This window comes from Sphingobacterium siyangense (genome assembly GCF_007830445.1).
In the GTDB taxonomy this organism is placed as follows: domain Bacteria; phylum Bacteroidota; class Bacteroidia; order Sphingobacteriales; family Sphingobacteriaceae; genus Sphingobacterium; species Sphingobacterium siyangense.
Genome location: NZ_VLKR01000034.1, coordinates 26,395 through 48,888, shown reverse-complemented (window position 1 = coordinate 48,888; position 22,494 = coordinate 26,395). Strand labels below are relative to the sequence as shown.

General features: G+C 43.4%; 22 protein-coding genes. 15 read left to right on the top strand and 7 right to left on the bottom strand.

All coding sequences use genetic code 11. The features are described from left to right. Positions 1–116 precede the first annotated feature (116 nt). From IQ31_RS22590 to pdeM, 4 genes are read left to right on the top strand one after another with little or no spacing between them, the layout of a single operon-like run. Positions 117–1,115 carry a ligase-associated DNA damage response exonuclease gene (locus IQ31_RS22590; RefSeq protein WP_145330226.1) on the top strand — a complete coding sequence of 333 codons (999 nt, stop codon included), beginning with the start codon at positions 117–119 and terminating at the stop codon, positions 1,113–1,115. Between the two features lie 7 nt (positions 1,116–1,122). Beyond that, the gene (locus IQ31_RS22585; RefSeq protein WP_145330224.1) at positions 1,123–2,703 is read left to right on the top strand and encodes an ATP-dependent DNA ligase; all 1,581 of its coding nucleotides are present in this window, start codon (positions 1,123–1,125) and stop codon (positions 2,701–2,703) included. Positions 2,704–2,722: 19 nt separating this feature from the next. Beyond that, on the top strand, positions 2,723–5,185 hold the full coding sequence (locus tag IQ31_RS22580; RefSeq protein ID WP_145330222.1) for a ligase-associated DNA damage response DEXH box helicase: 2,463 nt from the start codon (positions 2,723–2,725) through the stop codon (positions 5,183–5,185). Next, complete coding sequence (pdeM, locus tag IQ31_RS22575) at positions 5,182–5,844, top strand: ligase-associated DNA damage response endonuclease PdeM (RefSeq protein ID WP_145330220.1); 663 nt, start codon at positions 5,182–5,184, stop codon at positions 5,842–5,844. The genes IQ31_RS22580 and pdeM overlap by 4 nt, the downstream gene beginning before the upstream one ends. A gap of 18 nt (positions 5,845–5,862) precedes the next feature. On the opposite strand, the gene IQ31_RS22570 is transcribed toward pdeM, so the two are convergent. From IQ31_RS22570 to IQ31_RS22555, 4 genes are all read right to left on the bottom strand, one after another. Next, positions 5,863–6,825, bottom strand: a complete 963-nt coding sequence (locus tag IQ31_RS22570) for a helix-turn-helix transcriptional regulator (RefSeq protein ID WP_075992433.1) — start codon at positions 6,823–6,825, stop codon at positions 5,863–5,865. Between the two features lie 91 nt (positions 6,826–6,916). Continuing rightward, positions 6,917–7,708: a heme ABC transporter ATP-binding protein gene (locus IQ31_RS22565; RefSeq protein ID WP_145330218.1), complete on the bottom strand. Its 792-nt coding sequence runs from the start codon at positions 7,706–7,708 to the stop codon at positions 6,917–6,919. 33 nt (positions 7,709–7,741) lie between these two features. Next, positions 7,742–8,773: a FecCD family ABC transporter permease gene (locus IQ31_RS22560; RefSeq protein WP_145330216.1), complete on the bottom strand. Its 1,032-nt coding sequence runs from the start codon at positions 8,771–8,773 to the stop codon at positions 7,742–7,744. 5 nt (positions 8,774–8,778) lie between these two features. Beyond that, on the bottom strand, positions 8,779–9,636 hold the full coding sequence (locus IQ31_RS22555; protein ID WP_145330214.1) for a heme/hemin ABC transporter substrate-binding protein: 858 nt from the start codon (positions 9,634–9,636) through the stop codon (positions 8,779–8,781). A gap of 312 nt (positions 9,637–9,948) precedes the next feature. On the opposite strand from IQ31_RS22555, the gene IQ31_RS22550 reads away from it, so the two are divergent. From IQ31_RS22550 to IQ31_RS22510, 9 genes are all read left to right on the top strand, one after another. Next, positions 9,949–12,327 (top strand): TonB-dependent receptor, encoded by a 2,379-nt coding sequence (locus IQ31_RS22550; RefSeq protein WP_244294562.1) that lies wholly within the window; start codon positions 9,949–9,951, stop codon positions 12,325–12,327. A gap of 47 nt (positions 12,328–12,374) precedes the next feature. Further along, a complete protein-coding gene (locus IQ31_RS22545; protein ID WP_244294561.1) occupies positions 12,375–13,130 on the top strand; it encodes an HmuY family protein in 756 nt (251 codons plus the stop codon). A gap of 29 nt (positions 13,131–13,159) precedes the next feature. Beyond that, a complete protein-coding gene (locus tag IQ31_RS22540) occupies positions 13,160–13,783 on the top strand; it encodes a hypothetical protein (protein ID WP_145330212.1) in 624 nt (207 codons plus the stop codon). A gap of 273 nt (positions 13,784–14,056) precedes the next feature. Continuing rightward, entirely contained in the window at positions 14,057–14,794 is a 738-nt protein-coding gene (locus IQ31_RS22535) for an HmuY family protein (protein WP_145330210.1), read from the top strand. A 38-nt stretch (positions 14,795–14,832) separates the two neighbouring features. After that, entirely contained in the window at positions 14,833–15,819 is a 987-nt protein-coding gene (locus IQ31_RS22530; protein WP_145330208.1) for a hypothetical protein, read from the top strand. A gap of 67 nt (positions 15,820–15,886) precedes the next feature. Then, the gene (locus tag IQ31_RS22525; RefSeq protein ID WP_075992426.1) at positions 15,887–16,456 is read left to right on the top strand and encodes a hypothetical protein; all 570 of its coding nucleotides are present in this window, start codon (positions 15,887–15,889) and stop codon (positions 16,454–16,456) included. Positions 16,457–16,618: 162 nt separating this feature from the next. Continuing rightward, positions 16,619–17,539: a peptidoglycan binding domain-containing protein gene (locus tag IQ31_RS22520; protein ID WP_145330206.1), complete on the top strand. Its 921-nt coding sequence runs from the start codon at positions 16,619–16,621 to the stop codon at positions 17,537–17,539. A 74-nt stretch (positions 17,540–17,613) separates the two neighbouring features. Then, complete coding sequence (locus IQ31_RS22515) at positions 17,614–18,690, top strand: cytochrome-c peroxidase (RefSeq protein WP_244294560.1); 1,077 nt, start codon at positions 17,614–17,616, stop codon at positions 18,688–18,690. Between the two features lie 196 nt (positions 18,691–18,886). After that, positions 18,887–20,134, top strand: a complete 1,248-nt coding sequence (locus IQ31_RS22510) for a S41 family peptidase (protein ID WP_145330204.1) — start codon at positions 18,887–18,889, stop codon at positions 20,132–20,134. Positions 20,135–20,282: 148 nt separating this feature from the next. Here IQ31_RS22510 and IQ31_RS22505 read toward each other — a convergent pair whose 3' ends face one another. Together IQ31_RS22505 and IQ31_RS22500 are read right to left on the bottom strand one after the other, a co-directional pair. Beyond that, positions 20,283–20,735, bottom strand: a complete 453-nt coding sequence (locus IQ31_RS22505; RefSeq protein ID WP_145330202.1) for an RES family NAD+ phosphorylase — start codon at positions 20,733–20,735, stop codon at positions 20,283–20,285. 2 nt (positions 20,736–20,737) lie between these two features. After that, entirely contained in the window at positions 20,738–21,178 is a 441-nt protein-coding gene (locus IQ31_RS22500) for an antitoxin Xre/MbcA/ParS toxin-binding domain-containing protein (protein WP_115048458.1), read from the bottom strand. Positions 21,179–21,432: 254 nt separating this feature from the next. On the opposite strand from IQ31_RS22500, the gene IQ31_RS22495 reads away from it, so the two are divergent. Together IQ31_RS22495 and IQ31_RS28115 are read left to right on the top strand one after the other, a co-directional pair. Beyond that, positions 21,433–21,996: a biliverdin-producing heme oxygenase gene (locus IQ31_RS22495; protein ID WP_088161405.1), complete on the top strand. Its 564-nt coding sequence runs from the start codon at positions 21,433–21,435 to the stop codon at positions 21,994–21,996. Between the two features lie 29 nt (positions 21,997–22,025). Further along, positions 22,026–22,160: a hypothetical protein gene (locus tag IQ31_RS28115; RefSeq protein WP_257786987.1), complete on the top strand. Its 135-nt coding sequence runs from the start codon at positions 22,026–22,028 to the stop codon at positions 22,158–22,160. Between the two features lie 116 nt (positions 22,161–22,276). Here the strand turns inward: IQ31_RS28115 and IQ31_RS22490 are convergent, their stop codons facing one another. Continuing rightward, positions 22,277–22,489, bottom strand: coding sequence for a hypothetical protein (locus IQ31_RS22490; RefSeq protein WP_139145000.1), 213 nt, complete (start codon positions 22,487–22,489; stop codon positions 22,277–22,279). Positions 22,490–22,494: the final 5 nt, after the last annotated feature.

The window sequence follows — 22,494 nt, the reverse complement described above, 5'->3', positions numbered from 1 at the left end:
ACAAATCTAAAAAAATTAACTGAATACCCCCAATATAAATAAGCAATCGCAGCGCTAAATTGAAAACGCGACAAATAAGTAAAACTTTAGCGTACAGAAGCCTGTTTTAATGAGATATGATACGTTTTACATCAAAAGGTATTTATTGCGTTCCGGGCAAGTTTTATCTCGATCCATGGCAACCTGTAGATCTGGCCGTTATCTCCCATGGACATGCAGACCATGCCCATGTGGGAATGAAGAAATACCTCTGCCATCATTTTACGGTCAATATCCTACGAAGCCGCATAGGTCCAGACATTCAGGTTCAGGGTCTAGCCTACAACGAAGCGATATGTATCAATGGCGTCCGGGTATCACTACACCCCGCGGGGCATATTATTGGTTCCGCCCAGATACGCCTGGAGTATAAAGGTAAAGTTGTCGTTTTTACGGGCGATTACAAGATTCAGGACGATGGCTTGTCTACACCCTTTGAACCCATAAAGTGCCATGAACTTATTACAGAAAGTACATTTGGCCTCCCAATTTACCGTTGGGAATCTGTAGAAGCACAAAATGAACGACTACAAGCTTGGATTAAAACCAACCAAAGCAACAAAAAAACGTCCGTTTTTATCGGGTATTCACTTGGAAAATCACAACGTATCCTCAACGCTGTTCATGAAATAGGTCCTGTTTATGTCCATTACAGCATTGCCAAATTAAATGAAGCCTACAGTATGGCGGGAATAAAATTGCCGGACTATCACATTGCCGACTTAAAATCGGACCTCAAACAACTAGACAATCAGATTGTTCTGCTTCCACCAGCCTTGCTGGAAAGCCAACTGCTTCAAAAAATACCACATGTAGCTTATGCGATCTGCTCGGGTTGGATGCAGATCCGGGGGGCGCGACGGTGGCGTAGTGCCGACGCTGGCTTTGCGATCAGTGATCACGCCGACTGGACAGGTCTGCTACAGGCTGTCCGTGGCAGTGCCGCCGAAAAAGTATATGTCACTCATGGACAGACGGCGACATTCGCCAAATACCTCAATGAAATCGGCGTTGAAGCCGAAGAAGTGACAACACACTATGGTGATGAAGAGGATCCGCAAACCCAGACAACTTAGATAGCCTATGAAAGAATTTGCCACATTGATCAATGCTCTTGATAGCAGCAACAAGACCAATTTAAAAAAAGAGGCTATATTGGACTTTTTCAGAACGGCTACAGAAAAAGACAAAATCTGGTTCCTGGCCCTGATGACAGGTAAAAGGCCCAAACGCAGCATCGCAATAAAGGACCTCAAAATATGGACTTTAGAAATTACAGGAATCCCAGAATGGCTATTTATCGAATCTTATGCCGCTGTCGGCGATCTCGCCGAGACCCTGTCCCTACTGCTACCACCGCCCGCAATGCTGATCGAAAAAAGTCTGAGCGAATGGATGGACGAGATCATCGCCCTCCAGGATGCCACCATAATGGAAAAGAAAGTTTTTGTGCTCCGTTCCTGGAATACATTAAACACAGTGGAGCGCTTTATTTTCAACAAGCTTCTCGGCGGCAGCTTCCGGCTCGGTATTTCCGCCAAAGGACTAATCAACACCATCGCACATTATGCGAACACCGAAGCGAGCGCCGTGGCACATAGTATTATGGGGCAATGGAATCCACATGAGGTTGAATTCGACAAACTAGTCAAAGGTGCTTACAGCAACACCAACCGCTCCAAACCTTATCCCTTCTGCCTTGCTTATCCTTTAGAAAAAACACCCGAAGAACTTGGCCCGATAACGGAATGGCAAGCGGAATACAAATGGGACGGTATACGTGGCCAACTTATCAAGCGCGAAGACGAGATACATATTTGGTCTCGCGGCGAGGAACTCGTAACCACACAGTTCCCCGAAATTACCGAAGCTCTCAATCAGTGGAAAGGAAATTTTGTGCTCGATGGTGAGATCCTCGCTGTCAAAGATGGCCGTGTGCTGAACTTTTCCGAGCTGCAAAAACGGATCAACCGAAAGACCATCCCCAAATCACTGCGTGAAGAAGTGCCTATTTCCGTCTATCTATATGATATCCTGGAACTGAACGGCATCGATCTGCGCAATGAGCCCGTGACCTATAGACGTGCGCTGCTGGAGCAATGCTATGCAGCAAACCCTCCAGGTGCATTACAGCTGTCACTTTTGATACATGCAGCGGACTGGTCCGCGCTCCAGCATATCCAGGCAACATCCCGTACGCTAAACAGCGAGGGACTGATGCTGAAAAAGAAAGACTCGCCCTATTATACAGGACGCAAAAAGGGTGGCTGGTGGAAATGGAAAGTCAACCCCATGAGCATTGATGCCGTACTCATTTATGCACAGAAAGGAAGTGGCCGTCGCAGTGCACATTATACTGATTATACTTTTGCAGTACGGGACGGTGATCAGCTTGTAACAATTGCCAAAGCCTATTCGGGGCTTACAGATCAAGAAATTCTGGAGGTGAGCCGCTTTGTAAAACAAAACTCACTGGAAAAATTCGGCCCTGTAAGAACGGTCAAACCGGAGCTTGTTTTTGAGATTGCTTTTGAAGGCATAGGATACAGCAAAAGGCACAAATCGGGTATTGCACTGCGTTTTCCACGGATATTGCGCTGGCGAAAAGACAAAACAGCAGCGGAGATAGACGATCTTGAAGCGATTAAGAAATTGATACAGTAAAAAATAGAAACAATAGATATTGAACACAACGTTAGCACATAGTGAAGGGTTTCGAATTGTCAACGGCTATTTCGAAACCCAAGGAAAGGTCCCCTTTAGCTTTCAGACCAAGGCCTGGGAAAAGTATGCCCAGGGATATAGCGGACTGGTTATTGCCCCTACGGGTTTCGGAAAAACCTTTTCCCTTTTTATGGCGGTACTAATGGACTTCCTCAATCATCCAGAGCAATACCATAAGGGGCTAAAGCTGCTTTGGATCACACCCCTGCGCTCCCTGGCCAAAGATCTTGCGCGGGCCATGCAAACAGCAATAGACGAAATTGGACTCGACTGGATCGTACAGGTCCGTAACGGCGACACCGACCCCAAGATTAAAGCGCAGCAAACCCGTTCCATGCCCGACGTTTTGCTCGTTACTCCAGAAAGCCTGCACCTACTGCTTGCTCAAAAACAACGCGACAAATATTTTAAAAATCTGCGATGTGTGACGGTAGATGAGTGGCATGAACTTATGGGCAACAAACGGGGCGTGATGGTCGAGCTGGTACTTTCCTTTCTGAAATCGTATACGAAAAACCTGCGCATTTGGGGTATCACAGCGACCATCGGTAACCTTGATGAAGCCATGGAAGTGTTGCTTCCACAAGCTGCAAAACGTATACAGATCGTTGCCAAGGAGAAAAAGAAAATTGCCATCAAACCGATATTCCCCAGCACAGTGGAGCTCCTTCCTTGGGCAGGGCACCTCGGTGGCAAACTCGTTGATCAGGTCGTCCCGATTATACTAGCAAGTAAAAGCACGATCGTCTTTACCAACACGCGTAGTCAAAGTGAAATGTGGTACCAATTGTTACTGGAGGCTCACCCCGATTTTGCCGGACAAATCGCCTTACACCACAGCTCCATTGATGCCCATATCCGCGAATGGATCGAAGACAATCTCAGCAGCGGCAAACTTAAAGCAGTTGTATCGACCTCTTCCTTGGACCTAGGGGTAGATTTCAAACCCGTTGATACAGTCATACAGGTTGGCTCGAGTAAAGGTGTAGCCCGGTTTATGCAACGCGCTGGAAGAAGCGGACATAGCCCTTTCGAAACCTCTACGATTTATTTTGTCCCCACGCACTCCCTGGAGCTCATCGAAGTCGCCGCCCTTAAAGAGGCCGTAAAAACGCAGACGATCGAAAACCGGGATCCCATGGTTCAGACTTTCGATGTGCTTGTTCAATTCATGGTAACCATCGCCTTGGGCGGAGGATTTCGTTCGGAAGAACTGCATGCAATCGTCGCCAATACCCATGCCTTTCGCTACATGGATACGGAAGAATGGCAATGGTGCATGTATTTTATTACCGCAGGTGGAAAAATAGGCAAACGCTACGAAGAATTTCACAAGGTTATCCAAGATGAAGAAGGTAAATGGATCATCAAAAACCGTCGTCTTGCACTGCTCCACAGGCTCAATATCGGTTCCATTGTCGGTGATGCCATGATGCGCGTGAAGTTTCTCTCCGGTGGTTACATCGGCATGATCGAAGAATACTTTATCAGCAAACTTAAAAAAGGCGAACGCTTTATTCTTGCGGGGCGGATACTCGAACTTGTGATGATCAAGGAAATGACCGTATTCGTAAGAAACTCGTCGGGTAAAGCCATTACTCCAAGCTGGCTTGGTGGCAGACTTCCCTTATCGTCCAACTTGAGCCATTTCCTTAGAAAAAAATTGGCTGCGGCAACAGAAGCTCCTTCAAGTGAAAAAGAGCTTCATTTCCTGGCACCACTGATCGAAAAACAGGCCGAACTTTCGGCCGTGCCGAGCGAGGCCGAATTTCTCGTCGAACATATCAAAACCAGAGAAGGCCATCATTTGTTTTTCTACCCCTTGGAAGGCAGATTGATCCATGAGGTCATGGCAGCGCTTATCGCCTACCGCATCAGCAAGTTATATCCCATCAGCTTTTCCATGGCGATGAATGACTATGGCTTCGAACTCTATTCTGACAAAGAGATCCAGCTCAGCCAAATGCAGCTCGAACAGCTCTTGAGCCGGACCAATTTGATGGATGATGTGATCAGCAGTATAAACGCTGCAGAGATGGCCAGTCGCAAATTTAGGGATATCGCCGTCATTTCGGGACTGGTTGTCCAGAACTACCCAGGCACACAGCAAAACAACAAATCATTGCAGGCCTCCTCAGGAATTATTTTCCGCGTACTGATGGAACACGATCCCACCAACCTTTTGCTCAAACAGGCTTTTTCCGAAGTGTTCAACCAGCAACTGGAAGAACATCGATTAATAAAAGCATTCGAAAGGATCAATCATAGCAAAATACGCTATACCTTTGTCGAAGAGTATACGCCATTGAGCTTTCCGATAAAAGTGGATAGCCTCCGGCAATCGCTGTCGAGCGAAGCCTTGATTGAACAGATTCAACGCATGGAAAAGACCAATGTTCAAAAAAAGAAGCGCAGAAAATGAAAATCGGAGAACAAACAATTACCTTCAATAAACAGGAATTAACCCTTAACACACAACGATCTATATACTGGAAAGACCAAAAAACATTGATCTTGTCCGACCTGCATCTTGGCAAAGCGGCACATTTCAGGAGGCATGGCATTGCCATCCCCATGGATATAGCCATAACCGACCTCAATCGACTGGAATCCCTCATAGCGCACTATCAAGCCAAACAAGTCATCGTTGTTGGCGATCTTATTCACGCAGGCATCAATCAGGAAGTACTTTTGTTGGAATCATTCAGACAACGACACCCGGAGCTCCAGCTTCATCTTGTCAAAGGCAATCACGACCGCTTATCACAACAAATGACCGCCCGTTTCGGTATAGTGCATCACAAGGAAATTCTTGAAACGCAACAGATTCAGTTTAAACACCATCCCGCTGATGCAGCAGATTCATCTTCTTTTCGGATTAGTGGGCATATCCATCCGGGTATAAGCTTGGTTATTCCACCGAAACGACAGGTTCGCCTACCTTGTTTTCTCGTATCTGATCATCAGATTATCCTTCCCGCTTTTAGTACTTTTACGGGATTAGACAGTAACGACCTGTCTTCCCTATATCAAAGCTATGCTATTTCGGACGATCACATCTTCCCGATCAGAAAAAACTAATCCAAGGCCCAGCTTATATTACATCTTGAGCTCTCCAGGCGAGATCCCATAATATTTTTTAAATGCACTGCTAAAATTATTCTGATGACCATAGCCCGTCAACAGGGCCACCTCATAAACCGTCATTTTATCTTCGAGCAGATAACTTTTGGCTTTTTCCATACGCACCCGTGTGAGGTAGTCGTGAATGGTCACTGAAAAATATTCCTTAAAGTCCTTACGTAGTTTACTTTCACTCGTCAGCACCTCTGCTGCCAGTTCTTTTTGCGTTGGTGGATTGGCAATACGCTGTTCAAGAATCTGCCGTGCCATCTCCAACCTTTGCACATCCTCCTCATGAAAGAGTGAATCGCTGCTTTCGGTCTTCTCGTTATATTGCTCGAACTGATACATCAATAGTTCAACAACACGTGACTCGGTATGTAATCGACGGATCTCTCCTTTCTTTTTAGATTCAATCAGCTCAGTTATGGTATGCTGCATCTCGTAGGTTGCCATCAGATCCTCCTCCGAAAATGACACATACTCTCCCTTTTCGATCTCATGCACAAATTGCTGATGCAATAACGAATCGCGTTTGATCAGATTGAGGTAATACTCTTTGGAAATAACGGCTATAAAATACGTGTATTCAATACCAGGTTCCACTTCATGAATGGATTTGACCGAAGGAATGTAGCGTATATTATGCCGGCTCATACCGTAAGGCAATTTGCTATCTGTCGGCTTAAAAAAGATAAACTGGCTGGTTATGGTCTCGCCTTCGATCTCCGTAAGCACCTGCACTGGCCGATCAAACTGCATTTTCGAATGCAAGATAAACAATCCTGAAGTCGATAGCTGAAAATTCTCCATATGGACAGGATCTTTGGATATGGATATCCTATTTTCGACCAAAGGTTTGTCGGGAACATAGCCATCCGGAATTTCTTCTTCAAAAAGCCAATCTGCCAACTCTACTATTTTACTTTTCACCAACATGATTACAAATCCTAAATAAGCCTGAAGCAGTTAAAATTAACGAAATAAGATGGTATTCTAAAATTATTTATAACCTTTCTAAATAACACAGTTAATCCAAGTCAATATCCATTTCCTCCAACTGAACATAGGGTTTCAATGTTCTTGGATTCATAATGACATTGGACTCGACCGAAAAGATGGTATAGATCTCCTTTTGGGCCAATACCTCCACCGGGGTACCATGAAAGAGCTTTCGGCCATTTTTGAGCATCAGAATACGATCGGCATACATGGCGGCAAAATTGACGTCGTGCACAATCAGCACCACCATAAATCCTTTTCGGGCAAGTGCCCGTGCAATGGCCAGTACTTTCTGCTGATAGTGCAGATCCAATGCTGAAATCGGTTCATCCAGCAACAACAAGGCATCCGGATTATCCCATATCTGCGCCAAGATCCGTGCAAGATGAACACGCTGCTGTTCACCACCAGACAGGCTCAAAAAATCCCGTTCAGCAAAAGCAGATACCCCACAAAGTTCCATGGTTTCGGACACGATCTTATAGTCCTGTTGTTTCGGACTATTCTTATAATGCGGATACCGTCCCATCAGCACAATTTCTTCTACATTAAAACTCAATGTCATCTGCTGCTGTTGACTCAGTAAAGCCCTGCATTTGGCCAAAGCCGCAGGCTCGTATGCCGACAGTGCCTTGCCATTGAGATGAATAGCTCCCGAATCCGGCTTTTTTTCACCACAAAGCACCCCCATCAGCGTCGATTTACCCGCGCCATTGGCTCCTAGGATTGCCAGAATTTCCCCTTTGCGCACCTGAAAGGTAATATCCTTCAGGAGCTTTCGTCCGTTCACTTCGTAGTTGATCTTCTCTACACGTAGCATAATGCGATTATTTTTTAAGCCTCTACCAAAAGACTATTTATCTTTGATTAAAATATACAAGAATACCGGTGTACCCAGTAAAGCTGTAATCACGCCAATGGGCAATTCGATGGGTGCCACGGCGACCCGGGCAATCACGTCTGCCAATGTCAACACCAGTGCCCCTAATAGCAATGAACCAGGAAGCACAAATCGGTGATCCGCCCCACCCATCAGGCGAACTGTATGTGGAACAATCAATCCCACAAAACCAATAATACCCGACACCGCAACGGATGCTCCCACAGCAAGCGTGGATAAGACAACCACCCAGCGTTTGACGCGATCAGTACGCATACCCAAAAGATCTGCCTGCAACTCCCCGAGTGAAAAAGCGTTCAATGACTTTCCAAAAAAAGGCAAGATCAGCATCGGGATCAAAATAAAGGGAGCCAACGCCCTTAGGTTATCCCAAGTAGCCCCGCCAAGACTGCCCAGCATCCAAAAAGTGATGGTACGTAACTGTTGCTCCGTCGACATATAAGTCATCAAACCCGTCAGCGCACCAGCAAAGGCATTGATGGCAATACCCGCCAACAACATCGTCGTCACATTTGGGCGACCATTTTTACTGGCGATACGGTAAACCAAAAAAGCGGTTAAACCAGCGCCCACAAAAGCACCAAAAGCCAATATATAGTATCCAATCCAGGCCGCTAAAGAGGTGAAGAGAAAAGTCTCAAAGGCAATGATCAGTACTGCAAAAAGGGATGCTCCAGAAGAAATCCCGATCAATCCGGGTTCCGCTAAGGGGTTGCGGAATATACCCTGGATCGCAGCACCCGATATACCAAGTGCTGCACCCACCAAAAGTCCAAGCAAAAGACGCGGCATACGAATCTCAAAAAGAACATCTCCTTGCATATTGCGCACAGCTTCGACACTCCCCAAGTGCAACTTTTGTGTCAACATCGTTAAGATATCAGCGGACGGAATATGGTAGGCCCCCAGCCCCAAGGCAACAATACTTACAACACCCAATACCAGGCCCAAAGCCAATAGGATAAATTTCTGTTTCTTTTGCACCGGCTTTATTTTGAATCCATCACTTTTCCAAATCCACGGTGCAATTCTAAGATTGCGTCTGGCAGCCGGTTACTGAAATTTACCAGTAGTGAGGCATTCATCACCAAGATACGGTCGTTTTTACCCGCATTCGTAATACGCATGCCCGGCAATTTGAGGATAGCATCCTCACCGCCAAGGCTACTCGCGCCAAAATCAAATAGCAACACAATATCTGGATTGGCCTGCACCAGCGCTTCCGTCGTATAGGGTTTGAAATCCGAAAATTCCTGAACCGCATTTTTACCACCAGCCAGATTAATCATCGCATCCAAGCTACTGCCCTTACCTGCCACACTCATGGTACCGGTACCACGCGCATATAAAAACAATACTTTGGGCGCCGCTTTACCCTGATTTTCCTTCTTTACTAATTCCATGGTATGATCCAAGCTTACTTTCGTGCGGGAAACCAGATTTTTACCGGCAGCAGATTCACCGACGGCATCTGCCACCTCCTGGATGTAACGAAGTGCACCCGGAACAGAATAGTTTGGTTTAATGGAGACAAACTTCACACCAGCCGCACGAATCTGCTGAATGACCGATTTGGATACGTCGCCTTCATTCGCAATGACGATGCTTGGTTTAAAAGATAACAGACCTTCGGCCGAAACCGACCGATTTTTGCTTACCCTCGGCAAGGCTGCAGCCGCTTTGGGCGATATACTTGTCACATCGGTAGCGACCATGCGCTCGCCTACTCCCAGTCCGTAGATCGTTTCGGTCAACGAACTGTTTAACGTAATGATTCTCTGCTGTGCCGTCGCCCATCCACCGATTTGCATCACAAAACACAGTATAACAACATAAAATCTACTCATCGTAATTCTTTATCTCCATGATGGCGATAGCGGATTTCCAGGAATGGTTTTCGCATCTCGCCGTTCAACTTGAGTACAAAACAAATCAATAATCAGTCTAAATACAAATTATATCGAATCTTTTAGAATAGCACACTACAACACAAAAAAGACTATAAAACACTATTAAACAGTATTATACCTCTTAAAATAAACTACTTTTCAGTTCACAAAAAACGGATTAAATAGAATTTATGACATTTTGCATAGAGAAAAATTCAGACGGATTACCGTTTTTTGTTACATTATTTAGAATTAGTAAAAATAAAAATAGTGTTTAGAAGCATCTCATCTATTCGAACAAGCACCCTGATCGCCTTATGTGCCTGCCAGGTTTATACCCTGCAAGCACAGGAAAAATGGAAAATCTCCGGTGTATTGAAAAACGAATCCAATAAAGGCGTAGCCAATGCGACCGTATATCTTTATCCGGACAAATATGCTTTTAAAACAGATACTGCAGGTAGGTTTCAATTCAGTCAGCTCTATGCGGGACGCTACGAATTACAGGTACAGGCCATGGGTTATCAGCAGTACCGCCAAGTTATCGATTTGGAAGACAAAAATCAGCAGTTGAACATTGTGTTAAAAGCTGAAGAACGGCAGATGGATGTAGTTGATGTACAGGGTAAAGTGCAGGCTGTAGACAATCTCGTTAAGGCCGAAAATGCCGCCATGCCCGTTAAAGTCATCACTAAACGTGAAATTGAGCTTATGGGCAGCCGCCGTCTGGATGAAGTTTTAAAAGAACAGACGGGTATCGCCATCGTTAACGATATTGCCGGGGGCTCCAGAGCTGTTGGTGTACAGATCCAGGGGTTCAGCAGCAACTACGTGATGGTCCTTGTAGACGGACAACCCATGCTAGGGCGAAACAGTGGTAATTTTGACCTATCCCGTATCTCGGTGACCAACATCGAACGTATCGAAATTATCAAAGGCGCATCCTCTTGCTTATACGGCAGTGACGCATTGGGTGGTGCGATCAATATCATTACACGCCATGGTGCAATCACACCACAGGCACAGGCATCGCTTCTTTATGGCAGTCTCAATACCGTTGATGCAACGTTGGAAGCAGAAACACCTTTTGCTAATCAACGCGGGAGCGCCGTTTTTTCGGGCAATTACTACCGCACGGATGGTTTTAATACCGACAAGCAGTATCTGGACTCCAAGAGCACCACATTTCCACCCTATACCAACTATAGTTTCCAGGGGCGAGTACGTTATCGTACAAGCAAAAATGGCACTTTGGGCGTTACAGGGCGTTATGCAGCCCGAGAATCTGAAATGATCAATGCATGGTCAGAGTCGGCCACACTACAGGATAAACAGAAAGATCAGGACATCAACCTTTCGGCAAGTTACGACCATAATTTCGAGTCGGGACTGCGCAGTATGACGCGCTACTATTTCTCGCGTTTCCATTCCCAGATTGCCGCACAATGGCTGCAACAAGGTATTGTTGCAAGTGCCGAGCAATTCGGTCAAAATGTACACCGCATTGAACAGCAATTTGCGTATAGCCCCGCACAGCAGGTTAAACTTACCGGTGGTATAGGTGGTAGCCTTGAACTGATGGACAACCAGGATCTGGATGCCAAGCGCTCTTTGAACAGCGCATTTGCCTATTTGCAGACCGAATGGAAACCTGTAGACCGCTTATTAACGACGCTAGGCTTACGCTACGATCAGACCAATGTCTACAATGGCCATCTGAGTCCAAGTTTGGGTCTACAATACCATGTCAGTCCTACACTTTTGATCAAAGGTGGTATCGGAGCAGGATTCAAGGCTCCCGACTATAAGATGCGCTATCAGGTCTTTTTCAATCCAGCAGCCAACTATTTGGTCGTCGGTTCAGAGCGCCTAGCCGATGTGATTGCAGCCATGGATCAAGCCGGAGAACTGAGTTATAAAAACAGCTATATGCTGAATTTGGTGGCGGGCAACCTCAAAGCCGAAACCAGCATTTCAAACAATATTGGACTTACCTGGAGTCCGTCCAATAGATTTCAGGCCGATTTCTCCGTCTTCTACCATCGGATCAACAATCAGATCAACACAGTCAGTGTGGGCAACGGGACCAAAGTAGCACAGATCTATAGCTACCGCAACCTGCCCAAAGCCATGAATAAAGGTTTCGAAGTTTCATTGACCTATCAGGCAACCAAGGATCTGCAATTGTCGATGGGCTATCAATACCTGATTGCCAAAGACCTGAGTGTTTTGGATAGTATTGCCAAGGGAAGTTATCCCTATAACCAGATCAACGATCCCGCTACGGGCGAATATCGCCAGAGTAAAAAATCGGATTATTGGAGTATTGAGGACCGTTCGAGACACATGTTCAACGCAAAAGCCCAATATGAATATAAACCCTGGGGCGTCAATGTCAATGCGCGTGTCAATTTCAGAAGTGCCACACCTTTTCAGGAATATAATGGCAACCAGTTTATCGACAAATATGACATCTTTATTCCCTATCACACACTGGTGAATATGACGGTAGAAAAGAGTCTGATGAACCGCAGATTGACACTGCGTCTAATCGGTGACAATCTATTCAATTTTACAAGCCGTTATTTACTTGGGCAACCTGGACGTGTTATTATGGGCGGCGTCAGCTACCGTTGGATAAAAGAATAATAAGGACTAATGAACAAGAATTTAGCACACAAAGTACAAGATAAAAGATGAGAACGATTCGCATGATTATTGGAGAATGTAGCATCTGGCTTTCCTTTCACAAGATTGACCGTTGTATTTTTTCAGCACTATTGTTATTGACAGTGGTATCCTGTGGGAAAGACAAAGACTATACGATCGGATTAGAAGATGGCAAAAGTACCTTGATCAAAGATCTTGCTGGCGATACCGATGCAGCCATGGGCGAAGGTACTGAAGGAAAAGAGCAAAGACCATTTTTTATATTTCTTTTTCGTTTTAAAGACCAAAAGCAAATATGGGTTAAGACCAAAGCCGATTCTGCGCAGTGGCTTAAAACAAAAGATTGGGATATTGCCTTTACAGGTCCTTACAATTCGGAGATCTATGTGAACAATTCCCAGCATGAATACAATCCAGGTTATGGTGGCCAGGCAAATAATACCGCTGTGGTTTTACTGCGACAAGCCTATCAGAGTGTCACTGTGGCCCCTTCGGATGAAGAGTTTAATAAAAGTGAAGTAAACAAAATTGGCTGGGCAGCAACCGATGGTTCGGATGGCTGGTTTCGCTATAGTTTGAGCACCCATATTATGAAGGCGCTCCCCAATCGCACCTATGCAATTCGCTTACCCGATGGCAAATATGCCAAGTTGCAACTGATCAATGCCTATAAGGGAAATCCAGCGGCGGTAACCAACCTCAATTGGCCTGCCCCGTACTATACATTTAAATATTATGTACAGCAGGATGGCAGCAAAGATTTAAATACAAACACATTATAATAAGGAAAAATTACACAATTAAATTAAAGATGAATAGATTATTTACAACAGCAGCACTACTATGTGCATTGAGTTTAGGTTTTACTTCTTGTAGCAAGGATGAGGCAGTGGTAGAGGAGCCAACCGAGCAACCAGAAGAAAAGCCTGAGGACCCAAAACTTAGTGATGAGACAGCTGTTTCTGCAACTGCAACAATCGCAGTTCCTTCAGGCGTAAAAACTTTTTATGATTTTAAAACAAATGCTGTTCAGGAAGAAGCTAAGAGTATGATCAATCTTTCGGGAATGTATGGATCCACTTTGCAAAACACTTCATCAGATAATTATAAAATGGGCTATTTTGATCAGGCAAACACGAGTATTGAAAAGCTGACACTAGCATCGGTATTAACGGTCAACATCACTTTGACTGACAAACTAGGCATTGACGCATCAAGTGCTGGAGCTCCTGTAACAGGCCCGACGTGGATCATCTATGATTTTGCAAACAATCACGCTGTCTACCCTACTGCTAATCGCTACATCGTTATGTACAAAGGTGAGAAATTAAATAACGAAGCAGAAGAGCTCTATGTAATTCAAGCAGGCGGCATTACTGCAGCTAATGGAAATGCAACCTATAACATCAATTTTAAAAAGTTTGTTAAACAGTAGTAAACTGAAATATAAGTTTGAGAAGGTCTATTGAGAAGGTCTAAAGAAACATACTAGCAAAGCAGCTGGTTAAAATTCCAGCTGCCTTTGTTAACCAAAAATCAAAAACCGAAAAAAATATATTAAATACCAATTTTCATACACACTTTATCAGCAAAAGATTTTATCTTTACTATTATTTAGAATCAATTTAAATAAAAATAACATACTAACAGCCCTACTACATGTATAGAAAAGGGACAAAGTATCGACTAACACAAAAAACTAGTAACAATGAAAATAAAGAAACGCAGTAACCTATTAAAATTCATACCGGTATTGGCATTTTTAATTGTGTTGGGGGCCTGTAGCAAGAGCGCCCCTGTGGTAGAGCCCGAACCTGATCCCATAACTCCGGAAACGATGTTCAACCGCTTGATTACGGTTAAGAATTTCGGAGAAGACCTACCTTCGGGAAGTGAACCTACAACAGAGCAATCGCCAATATATTACAGCTTAGAGCAGAACAAAGCCGTTACATCCGACTACGTGGGTACCGCCCGCTGGGATATGTCATTTTCGGGGATATTCCGCAGCTTTATCAACTGCAACAACACAGCAAACGGATTTGGTAAAGGTGGTCCAGGCAAAGGTGGTGTGCTGATTGTCGAGAAAAAGTTTGAAGATGTAATCGATATTCCTTCAGATGCGGAGTTCCGCAAAGGTGAAAAAGCATACGGTACTGATAACTCCGGTGATTTTGGAGAAGGTTTGGGCTGGTATCTGTATGATTTTAACGGTACGTTCAAAGGCGGTGGTGCTGAAAACAAAAAACACGTTTGTTGGCCTATAGAAGATCATACCCTAGTCGTCCGTACGGCGAATGGAAACTATGCTAAGATCAAAATGCAAAGCATTTACAAAGATCTGCTCGATTCGAAGGATTGGTATACAAATTCGCCTACACCCTACTTTTCTTTCCAATATGTACTTGCCAAAGCTGGTAGTACCAAATTTACAATCGCTAACTAAAAAAATAAGCATAGCTTACTTATTAGACACTAACTAACATGAAAAGAATATACAGCATTTTAAGCTTCCTTTTTGTAGGATTGCTGCTAACCCGCTGCACCAAAACGGAAGAATTAGCCTTACTTCCAGCAGACAAAATACTGGAATACAAAGTCACCAATCTTCCAAATGACGAAGTTATTTATGGAGCCATCGACAATGAGGCCAATACCATTACGGTATATGTCCCTTACTATTATGGGCTATTGGTGATAGATCCGAGCATTACACTCTCCAATGGAGCGAGTATAGCCGAAGAAATTTTACCTGTTAAAACAGATGAAAAAAACCAGACGTATACCGTAAAGTCCGCTACAGGTACCACAAGAACCTATAGCTTAAAGATTGAATTACAAAGTACACCATCTTTTGAAGCGACTTTTGCATCGACATCTTCTATCTCGCTTACAAAAGGTCCTGGCGCTGGTTTCCCGGCGATTAATGGAACCTTTATGCATACCAATCCTTCATTGGTGAGTATTGCATTGATTAATCAAGAAACCAAGGAGCGATTTAAGATGGCTACGCCCAATAGCTTGAAAGTTTCGGTGATTGGATACCAATTAAGCTATACGGGTACCGAACGGGAAAACCGCATTCCATCCGATATTAAAGCAGGCACTTATGATGTAGAGGTGACCAACATCAACCATACCATTACATTAGCCAATCCGCTCAAAATTACATATCGTCAACCCGATGTAATTGTTAGCTTATCGGGTCTAAATTTGGCAAAAAATAAGGACTGGACCATTAAAGCCAACTTAGATAAAGTGATTTTAGATCCGACAGCTGTTATTATGACGCTCAATGGAAAGGATTATCCATTGACCATTAAATCTTATAACCGTACCGAAATGACGGTTTCCTTACCAACAAATCTTCCAATCGGAACCTTTGATAACTTACAGATCAAATTCCAATTTAAAGACTGGGCCGATGTTGTAAAGACACAGTTGTCTCCAAGTACAATAACGGAATCATAAACAAGCATCCACAGTATGCCATGGTGGCATCAAAATTAAATAAATTAAAACAAGAGGAGATCTCAACATGAACTCAAACATCAAAACTATCTTAAAATCAGCGATGGCCGTGACTGTGCTATCGGCAGCAGTATGGGCAGCAGCCCCAACAACAGAATCAGCAACAGCTCCTTTAGCGCTGAACCAAGCTAAGGCAAATAGTAACTACACTGTTGTAGGTCAATGGTGGAGCCCAGCAGCTGCAGCAACTTGGCCTGCAGTATATGTCGACCTTGCTACAGGTGCACAAAGCTTAAGTAGCTCTGGCCAAGTTGCATTCTTTAGCCATGTAAATGGTTCGATCAAGGCTAATGGATCTTATTCGATCAGAACGGTAGCAAAAGACATCGCTTCCGTTACAGCATCAGATTGGGCAACAGCGACTCCAGTATCATCACAGGGTAGTGGCGAATGGTATGAATATGATTTAGATAGCCATGCAAACCAAGCAATCCAACCTTTGACAGTGTTGGTCGGAAATTCTTCCGGAGCTTCGTATGCTGTTAAGTTAATTAATTTTACAAATGTTGGCCAACAAGTAGTGGCAGGTCAATTACAAGTAAAAGCAGATACCAATATCGAAGTTAAGGCATTATAGTCCTTCCTATTTAATGAATGAAAGATTCCGCAACCTGGTGGATGGGTTGCGGATCTTTATAACCTAATCATCATCCGCATAACGATTTTTTAACCAAAAAAAATTATGCAACACTCATTTTTGAAAAAACAAATACATATCATTCAATTCCTAGCTATTTTTATGCTAGCATTAACATGCTGGTCCTGTAAAACCGAATACCCCAGCCTACCCTACAACGACATCGAATCCTTTAGCATTCAGGATGCTGATGGCAAAACCTTGTCAGCCAGTATTGTGAATGACCAGATTATCCTATATTGGCCACCCTTAGTGGAGCAACCCGAAAGCATTACACCTACGATTAAAATTTCGGAATTAGCTACGATTACGCCTGCATCTGGTACCGCTATACAATTGCAATCTGAAAAACCAATTACCTATACCGTACGGGCACAAGATGGTTCCAGCAAAAATTATACATTGGTATTCCAGTACAACCAGCCGCTGGTACAGGCAGAAATGAATCTGCTCGAAGGCAAATATTACCTTAGTTACCCAAAAAATGAGGATTTGGTAATACGAGGAGAAAATATTTTGCCAGACGAGGCGCAAACCAAGGGCTATCTGGTCGATAAGGATGGAAAAGAGACCTTACTTTCTTTTTCTCAACCTCCAACATCTTTTATCGCACAATTTAATACTCCAGAAGATCTCAAACCAGGCAAATACCACATCAAACTGATCTCCGGACGTTACACGAAACTCACCGATGCTTTTGAAGTATTCTTACCAACATTATACAACGTCATACAATGGCAAGGTATGTTTTATACTGGCAAAAAGGGCGGCGACCTGGTGCTGAACATAAATAGTAAAGAGACTTATGAACTTTATTTCAAGGCAGATTTTGACCATTTTATAGCGACTGATAACCTCAATAACGAATATACTATCAACAATGTAGTGTTTGATGTTGCAACGATGACAATAAAGCTACCCATTCCCGTATCTGTACAGGGAAACGCAATTAAATCCTTGAAGATGATGGATAAAAACGGGAAGTTATTGTCAGAAGGTGATTTTAGTATCACTTTAAATTAATTAACGTCTTGCCTAGGATATTTTTGAGCGCGTATTTTCGCTATCACGGAAGGCAATTGATCGTAGCATGTTTCGTGGCACTGATACTATGCAGTTGCAGCAAGAGCGCTTCTGTTCCAGAAGAGCCTACAGCTCCTACTTTGCCAGAAGAAACCTTACGCCAACAATATAGTAAATCGGCAGAAAAATGGCCAGCTGCCGCTTGGTACAACAATATCAAGGTACGTGAACTGGCCGCTTTACCCGAAAACCCATCGAAAGATAAGGCCGAGCTAATAGCACTTGGCAAAGCCTTATTTTTCGACCCCCGCACCGGTAATGGCATGAAGACTTGCGCTTCATGTCATAATCCGGACACCTACTGGATCGACCAAAAAACAACGGCAGATGGTATCGCACTGCATCACCGCAATACACCTTCCATGGAAAATGCCTGGTACCTGGAAGGCAAACTCTTCCACGATGGCCGCGCAATGACTTATCGAGAGCAGATCGCCGAAGCCATCAACTCCCCCATCGAAATGGGCGGCAATACAGCTGCTTTACCCGCTAAGCTGCAAGCTATACCAGGCTACCTTCGTTTATATGAGGCGGCTTATTCGAGCCAGACGATGAGCGTCGAAGGATTGCTGGATGCCATAGCAGCGTATTCAAGATCAATTAGTAGTGGCGAAACCGCCTTTGACCGTTTTATCAAAGGAGATTACCAGGCATTAAACGATGCACAGCTTGAAGGCCTCCATCTGTTTCGAACCAAAGGAAAATGTATCAACTGCCATAATGGTGCCTTCTTTACCGATCTCGATTTTCATAACCTGGGTTATGCTGTTACCAGCAAAGGTGTCTTGGACAATGGTCGCTTTGAGGCAACAGGACTGGAAACAGACAAAGGTAAATTTCGCACGCCGGGACTGCGCAATGTGATCCATACTGCACCCTACCTGCACAATGGTAGTATTTCGAGCTTAGGTGAACTGATCAACCTGCTGAGTCAGGGCATGCCCCAAAAGACAGGACAACAGATCAATGGCACCTTATCGCCGCATATTCAAAATGTACGATTGAGCAGTAAAGAACAGGAAAATATCTTGGTTTTTTTGGAGAGCTTATCGAGCGTACCGACTAAGACCGAGCGGCCAGTATTGCCCTAAAATAAAAAATCCCAAAGGGGATACCTTTGGGACATTTGAGTACTCCACAGTAGCGGAGGCATCAAAAATTAAATAAATTGGCACAAATTTAGACTTTTATATTAAATAAAAAAGTAAAAAAGTATTAAATTTCAGATAATTATCCATTTTGTAGCGAATCAACTACAAGGACAAGGAACAAAATGCACATTATATAATGAGTCGAATCAGCCAAATAGTTGGTCTATTAGTTACAATAACTGCTATAACAGCTTGTCAGAACGGCGGTAAAACAACAACTCTGCCCGATGAATTTATTAGTCCAAAAACAGGAACAAAAAAAGAATTGACTCTCGACTCAATCTACCTGTATGCCAAACAGCTATATCGCTGGCAGGAATCTCTCCCATCATATAGCACTTTTGATCCGCGGACGAAATATGCACAGATAGACCCCGAACAAACGGCTTATGAGCGGGCACTTTTTGCGCTCAGCCAATACGCTTTGCACAAGAAAGATAGACCTTACGAATTGTCGACCATCCCCAATAAACCCAAATATTCATATTTGGAGCGTCGTCGTAACGACAAGAAAAGTAGTGGTCACATAGCCAGCATAGAAACACCCTACAGGTATGCTACACACCTGTCCTACTGGTCTGTTGGAAACAAACGGATTGCTTATGTTTACATTCCCTCCTTTCCCCAGCTCCAGACAGTAAAGGCCGAACTGGATCAGCTTGCAGCCGAACTGGCTCAAAAGCAAGTTACTCATCTCATCCTCGATCTACGTCATAACGGTGGTGGTTATGTGGAGACCGCAGAATATTTAGCCAACCTCATTAGCCCAGCCAAACTGGATAAAAAAGTTATGTTCAGCGAGCAATTTCATCCGAATGTACAGCAAGGCAAAGCAAAACTACTCCTCAAACAACCCTATCTGGATGCCAATGGCAAAGTGGTTCAATACAAAGGACGCCCTGCCACCCTCGCCGATGTAGATTATAGTGAAAAAGCCAATACGCATTATTTTATCAAAAAGGGACATTTCAATTCACTACAGCAGCTATCATGCATTGTATCTGAACGCACGGCTTCGGCAAGTGAATTACTGATCAGCAGCTTCAAACCTTATATTCCGATACGCCTGATTGGCCAGCAGACTTTTGGCAAACCTGTAGGTTTTTTTTCAGTCCACATAGGAGATTGCGATGTATACCTGGCTTCATTTCTCATCCGGAATGCCAATGGCTGGTGTGATTATTTTGATGGCATCCCCGTCGACCTGGCCTTAGCTCCGGTAGAAACATCCCGCCATCCCGGGGATCCAAAAGAAGCCTGGCTTGCAGCAGCGCTAAAAGACATTACAAAAGACGAAAATCTCACAGCAATTTCGTCGGTTACTTATTTTTCGATGCCAGCAGAAGAAAATTTGCTACTTAAAACAAATTTTAGGTTAAAGTAATGAGAAGCGATCCGACTGTAGATGCTCATATTAAAAACCAAGTATACGGGCATATTGGTCATATGCTTTGCGTATAAACTTGACAGCAGATGACTATTCGCGTAGTTACATGAAGCTGGACAGGAGATTACAAAAGCTTTGAAAAGGACTACAAGAGTCTATTGTCCCAGATATAATCTTCGGTGGAAAGAATGCTCACCTTACTGGAAAATGCGGGGTGCGAAGTATTGATTAAATAATTATGCTCCCAAGGAACTAGTGCAGAAGGTACTTGGAGAAGCAATGTTTTTCTTTCTTTATACCATTTTGACCCAATTTCTTGAAGAGCTGGGTAGCTTTCAATCGATTTCCAGTTTTTGGGCAAGTTATTAATGGTCACGACTGTAATATCTGACTCTTCAATTGCTAATTGAATAAACAGCAACTTGTAATCGGATCTAATGATAATCGAACTACGGTGCGCTACAAGCTCCAGAGTCGACAATGCGATGGATTCACCTGTATAAATTACGTACTCATCATCTTTGTTCCACCGATTGGCTACTCCCGATGCCTGCAGTGTATTGGCATATCTAGACTTACGTATATTATATACCAACATGTTTAAACATTTTCACCAAACTCCATTGCAGTAAGTCTGTTATCTATAAATTTGATACCTGAAATCGTTTCCAAAAAACTAGCCGGTGTACAATTATCCAATAGATAATTCTTCTCGGACAACCATGCCTCAAAATTTTCAACATGACCAAACACTTCAATACCGTGTTTATAAAGTGATAAAATAAGAATGATATGCTCTTTAATATTATCCTTTAGGATCAATTCGTTGTTATTTTTGTAATTCCGGAAAGTTCTCGGCGTAATATTCAACCATTTAGACAACGTAATATCATTCAATCCAATGATATTGTCTAATATTAGAATGAATTCTGAATCAAAATTTGACTTGACAGTATAGAAATAAATACCAGAAGAATCCCCTACGGGAGGTATTTCCTTTATTATCTTTTTCTGTTTGCTATTTAATGAAAGCGTTGTCATTTTGTCTCAAATTTTATTCCACTTAAAATTACTAAATATTTTCCTACAACACAAGGAAAATATTCCTATCATCCAGAAACTTCACATAGCTCAATTATATTGCTCCAAGCATAATTTCTTTGGTAACCATAGTGCGGATCATATCTTTCGCTAAAATCTACCATTTTTCATAGATGATAAAGCAGAAAACAGCATAAATTTGTGGAAATAAATACGAATCTTTGTATAGAATCGTTATAAATAAAAATAAGAACATGTTAAGTCAACATATCAAAGAGCAAACGCACGCAGCTCACCAAAACGTAGAAGGAACGATCGTGCGCCAATTGAAAAATATTCGTTCAGAAGCAGATTACGCAGAAGTATTGAAAGGCTTTTATGCTTATTTCCGCGCCGTAGAAGATAGTATCGCTCCTTTTGTTACCGCAGAAGTATTGCCAGATTTGGCCGAACGCCGCAACTCATCTTACATCAAAAGCGATATCGAAGCTTTGGGTGGCAACGTAGATAACCTGCCAGAAGCAAATGCTCCAGCTGTAGCAAATGTACAGGAAGCACTTGCATCATTATATGTCCTAGAAGGTTCAATCATGGGTGGTCCGTATATCGTGCAGATGCTCAACAAATATGGCGTTACCAAAGGAACTTCTTTTTTTGAAGGTTATGGCGAAAATAGCCGTGACATGTGGGCTGGATTTACAGCGGTATTGAACAAATATTCCGAAGATCCGGCAACTTATGATCGCGCAGTAGAGATTGCTAACCAAACTTTTTATAACTTTGGCGAAGTATTCACTCCTATTGCCAGTGCAAACTAAAATTGGAGTGTTCGTGTTTAATCCCATAAATGGAGCAAAAAGACAACAAATCTAAATGGCTTAAGCGTGCCGGAATTGGAGCATTTCTCTTCTTTCTGGCCAAAGGACTCGTATGGCTCGCTGTATTCTTTTTCGCAGCGAAGTCCTGCAGCATATCTATTTAACACAACGTATGAAGCATTCATCTGACGCGCAAAAAATGCGTCAGATGAATGCTTCTATCCAATCAGACCTTTTTCAATCCAATCCGCTTTTTTAGCCTAGACTAGTCTGTGTTTTTTTACCTCGAGCGCCAATGTATTCGGGTTGTGTTCGTATTGTGTTCGGACCACCTTCGGAGCTCGACAATCTGGTAACCACTATTGACCAAATTCCGACCAGGTAATTCCTGTTCAGGGTCTGTACGATAGCTGTTCAGCAGCTGTACAATATCTGTATCACATCCGAATAAGGTACGAAGCAGGTACGAAGCAAGTACGAATCTGCTCCACACCTCCT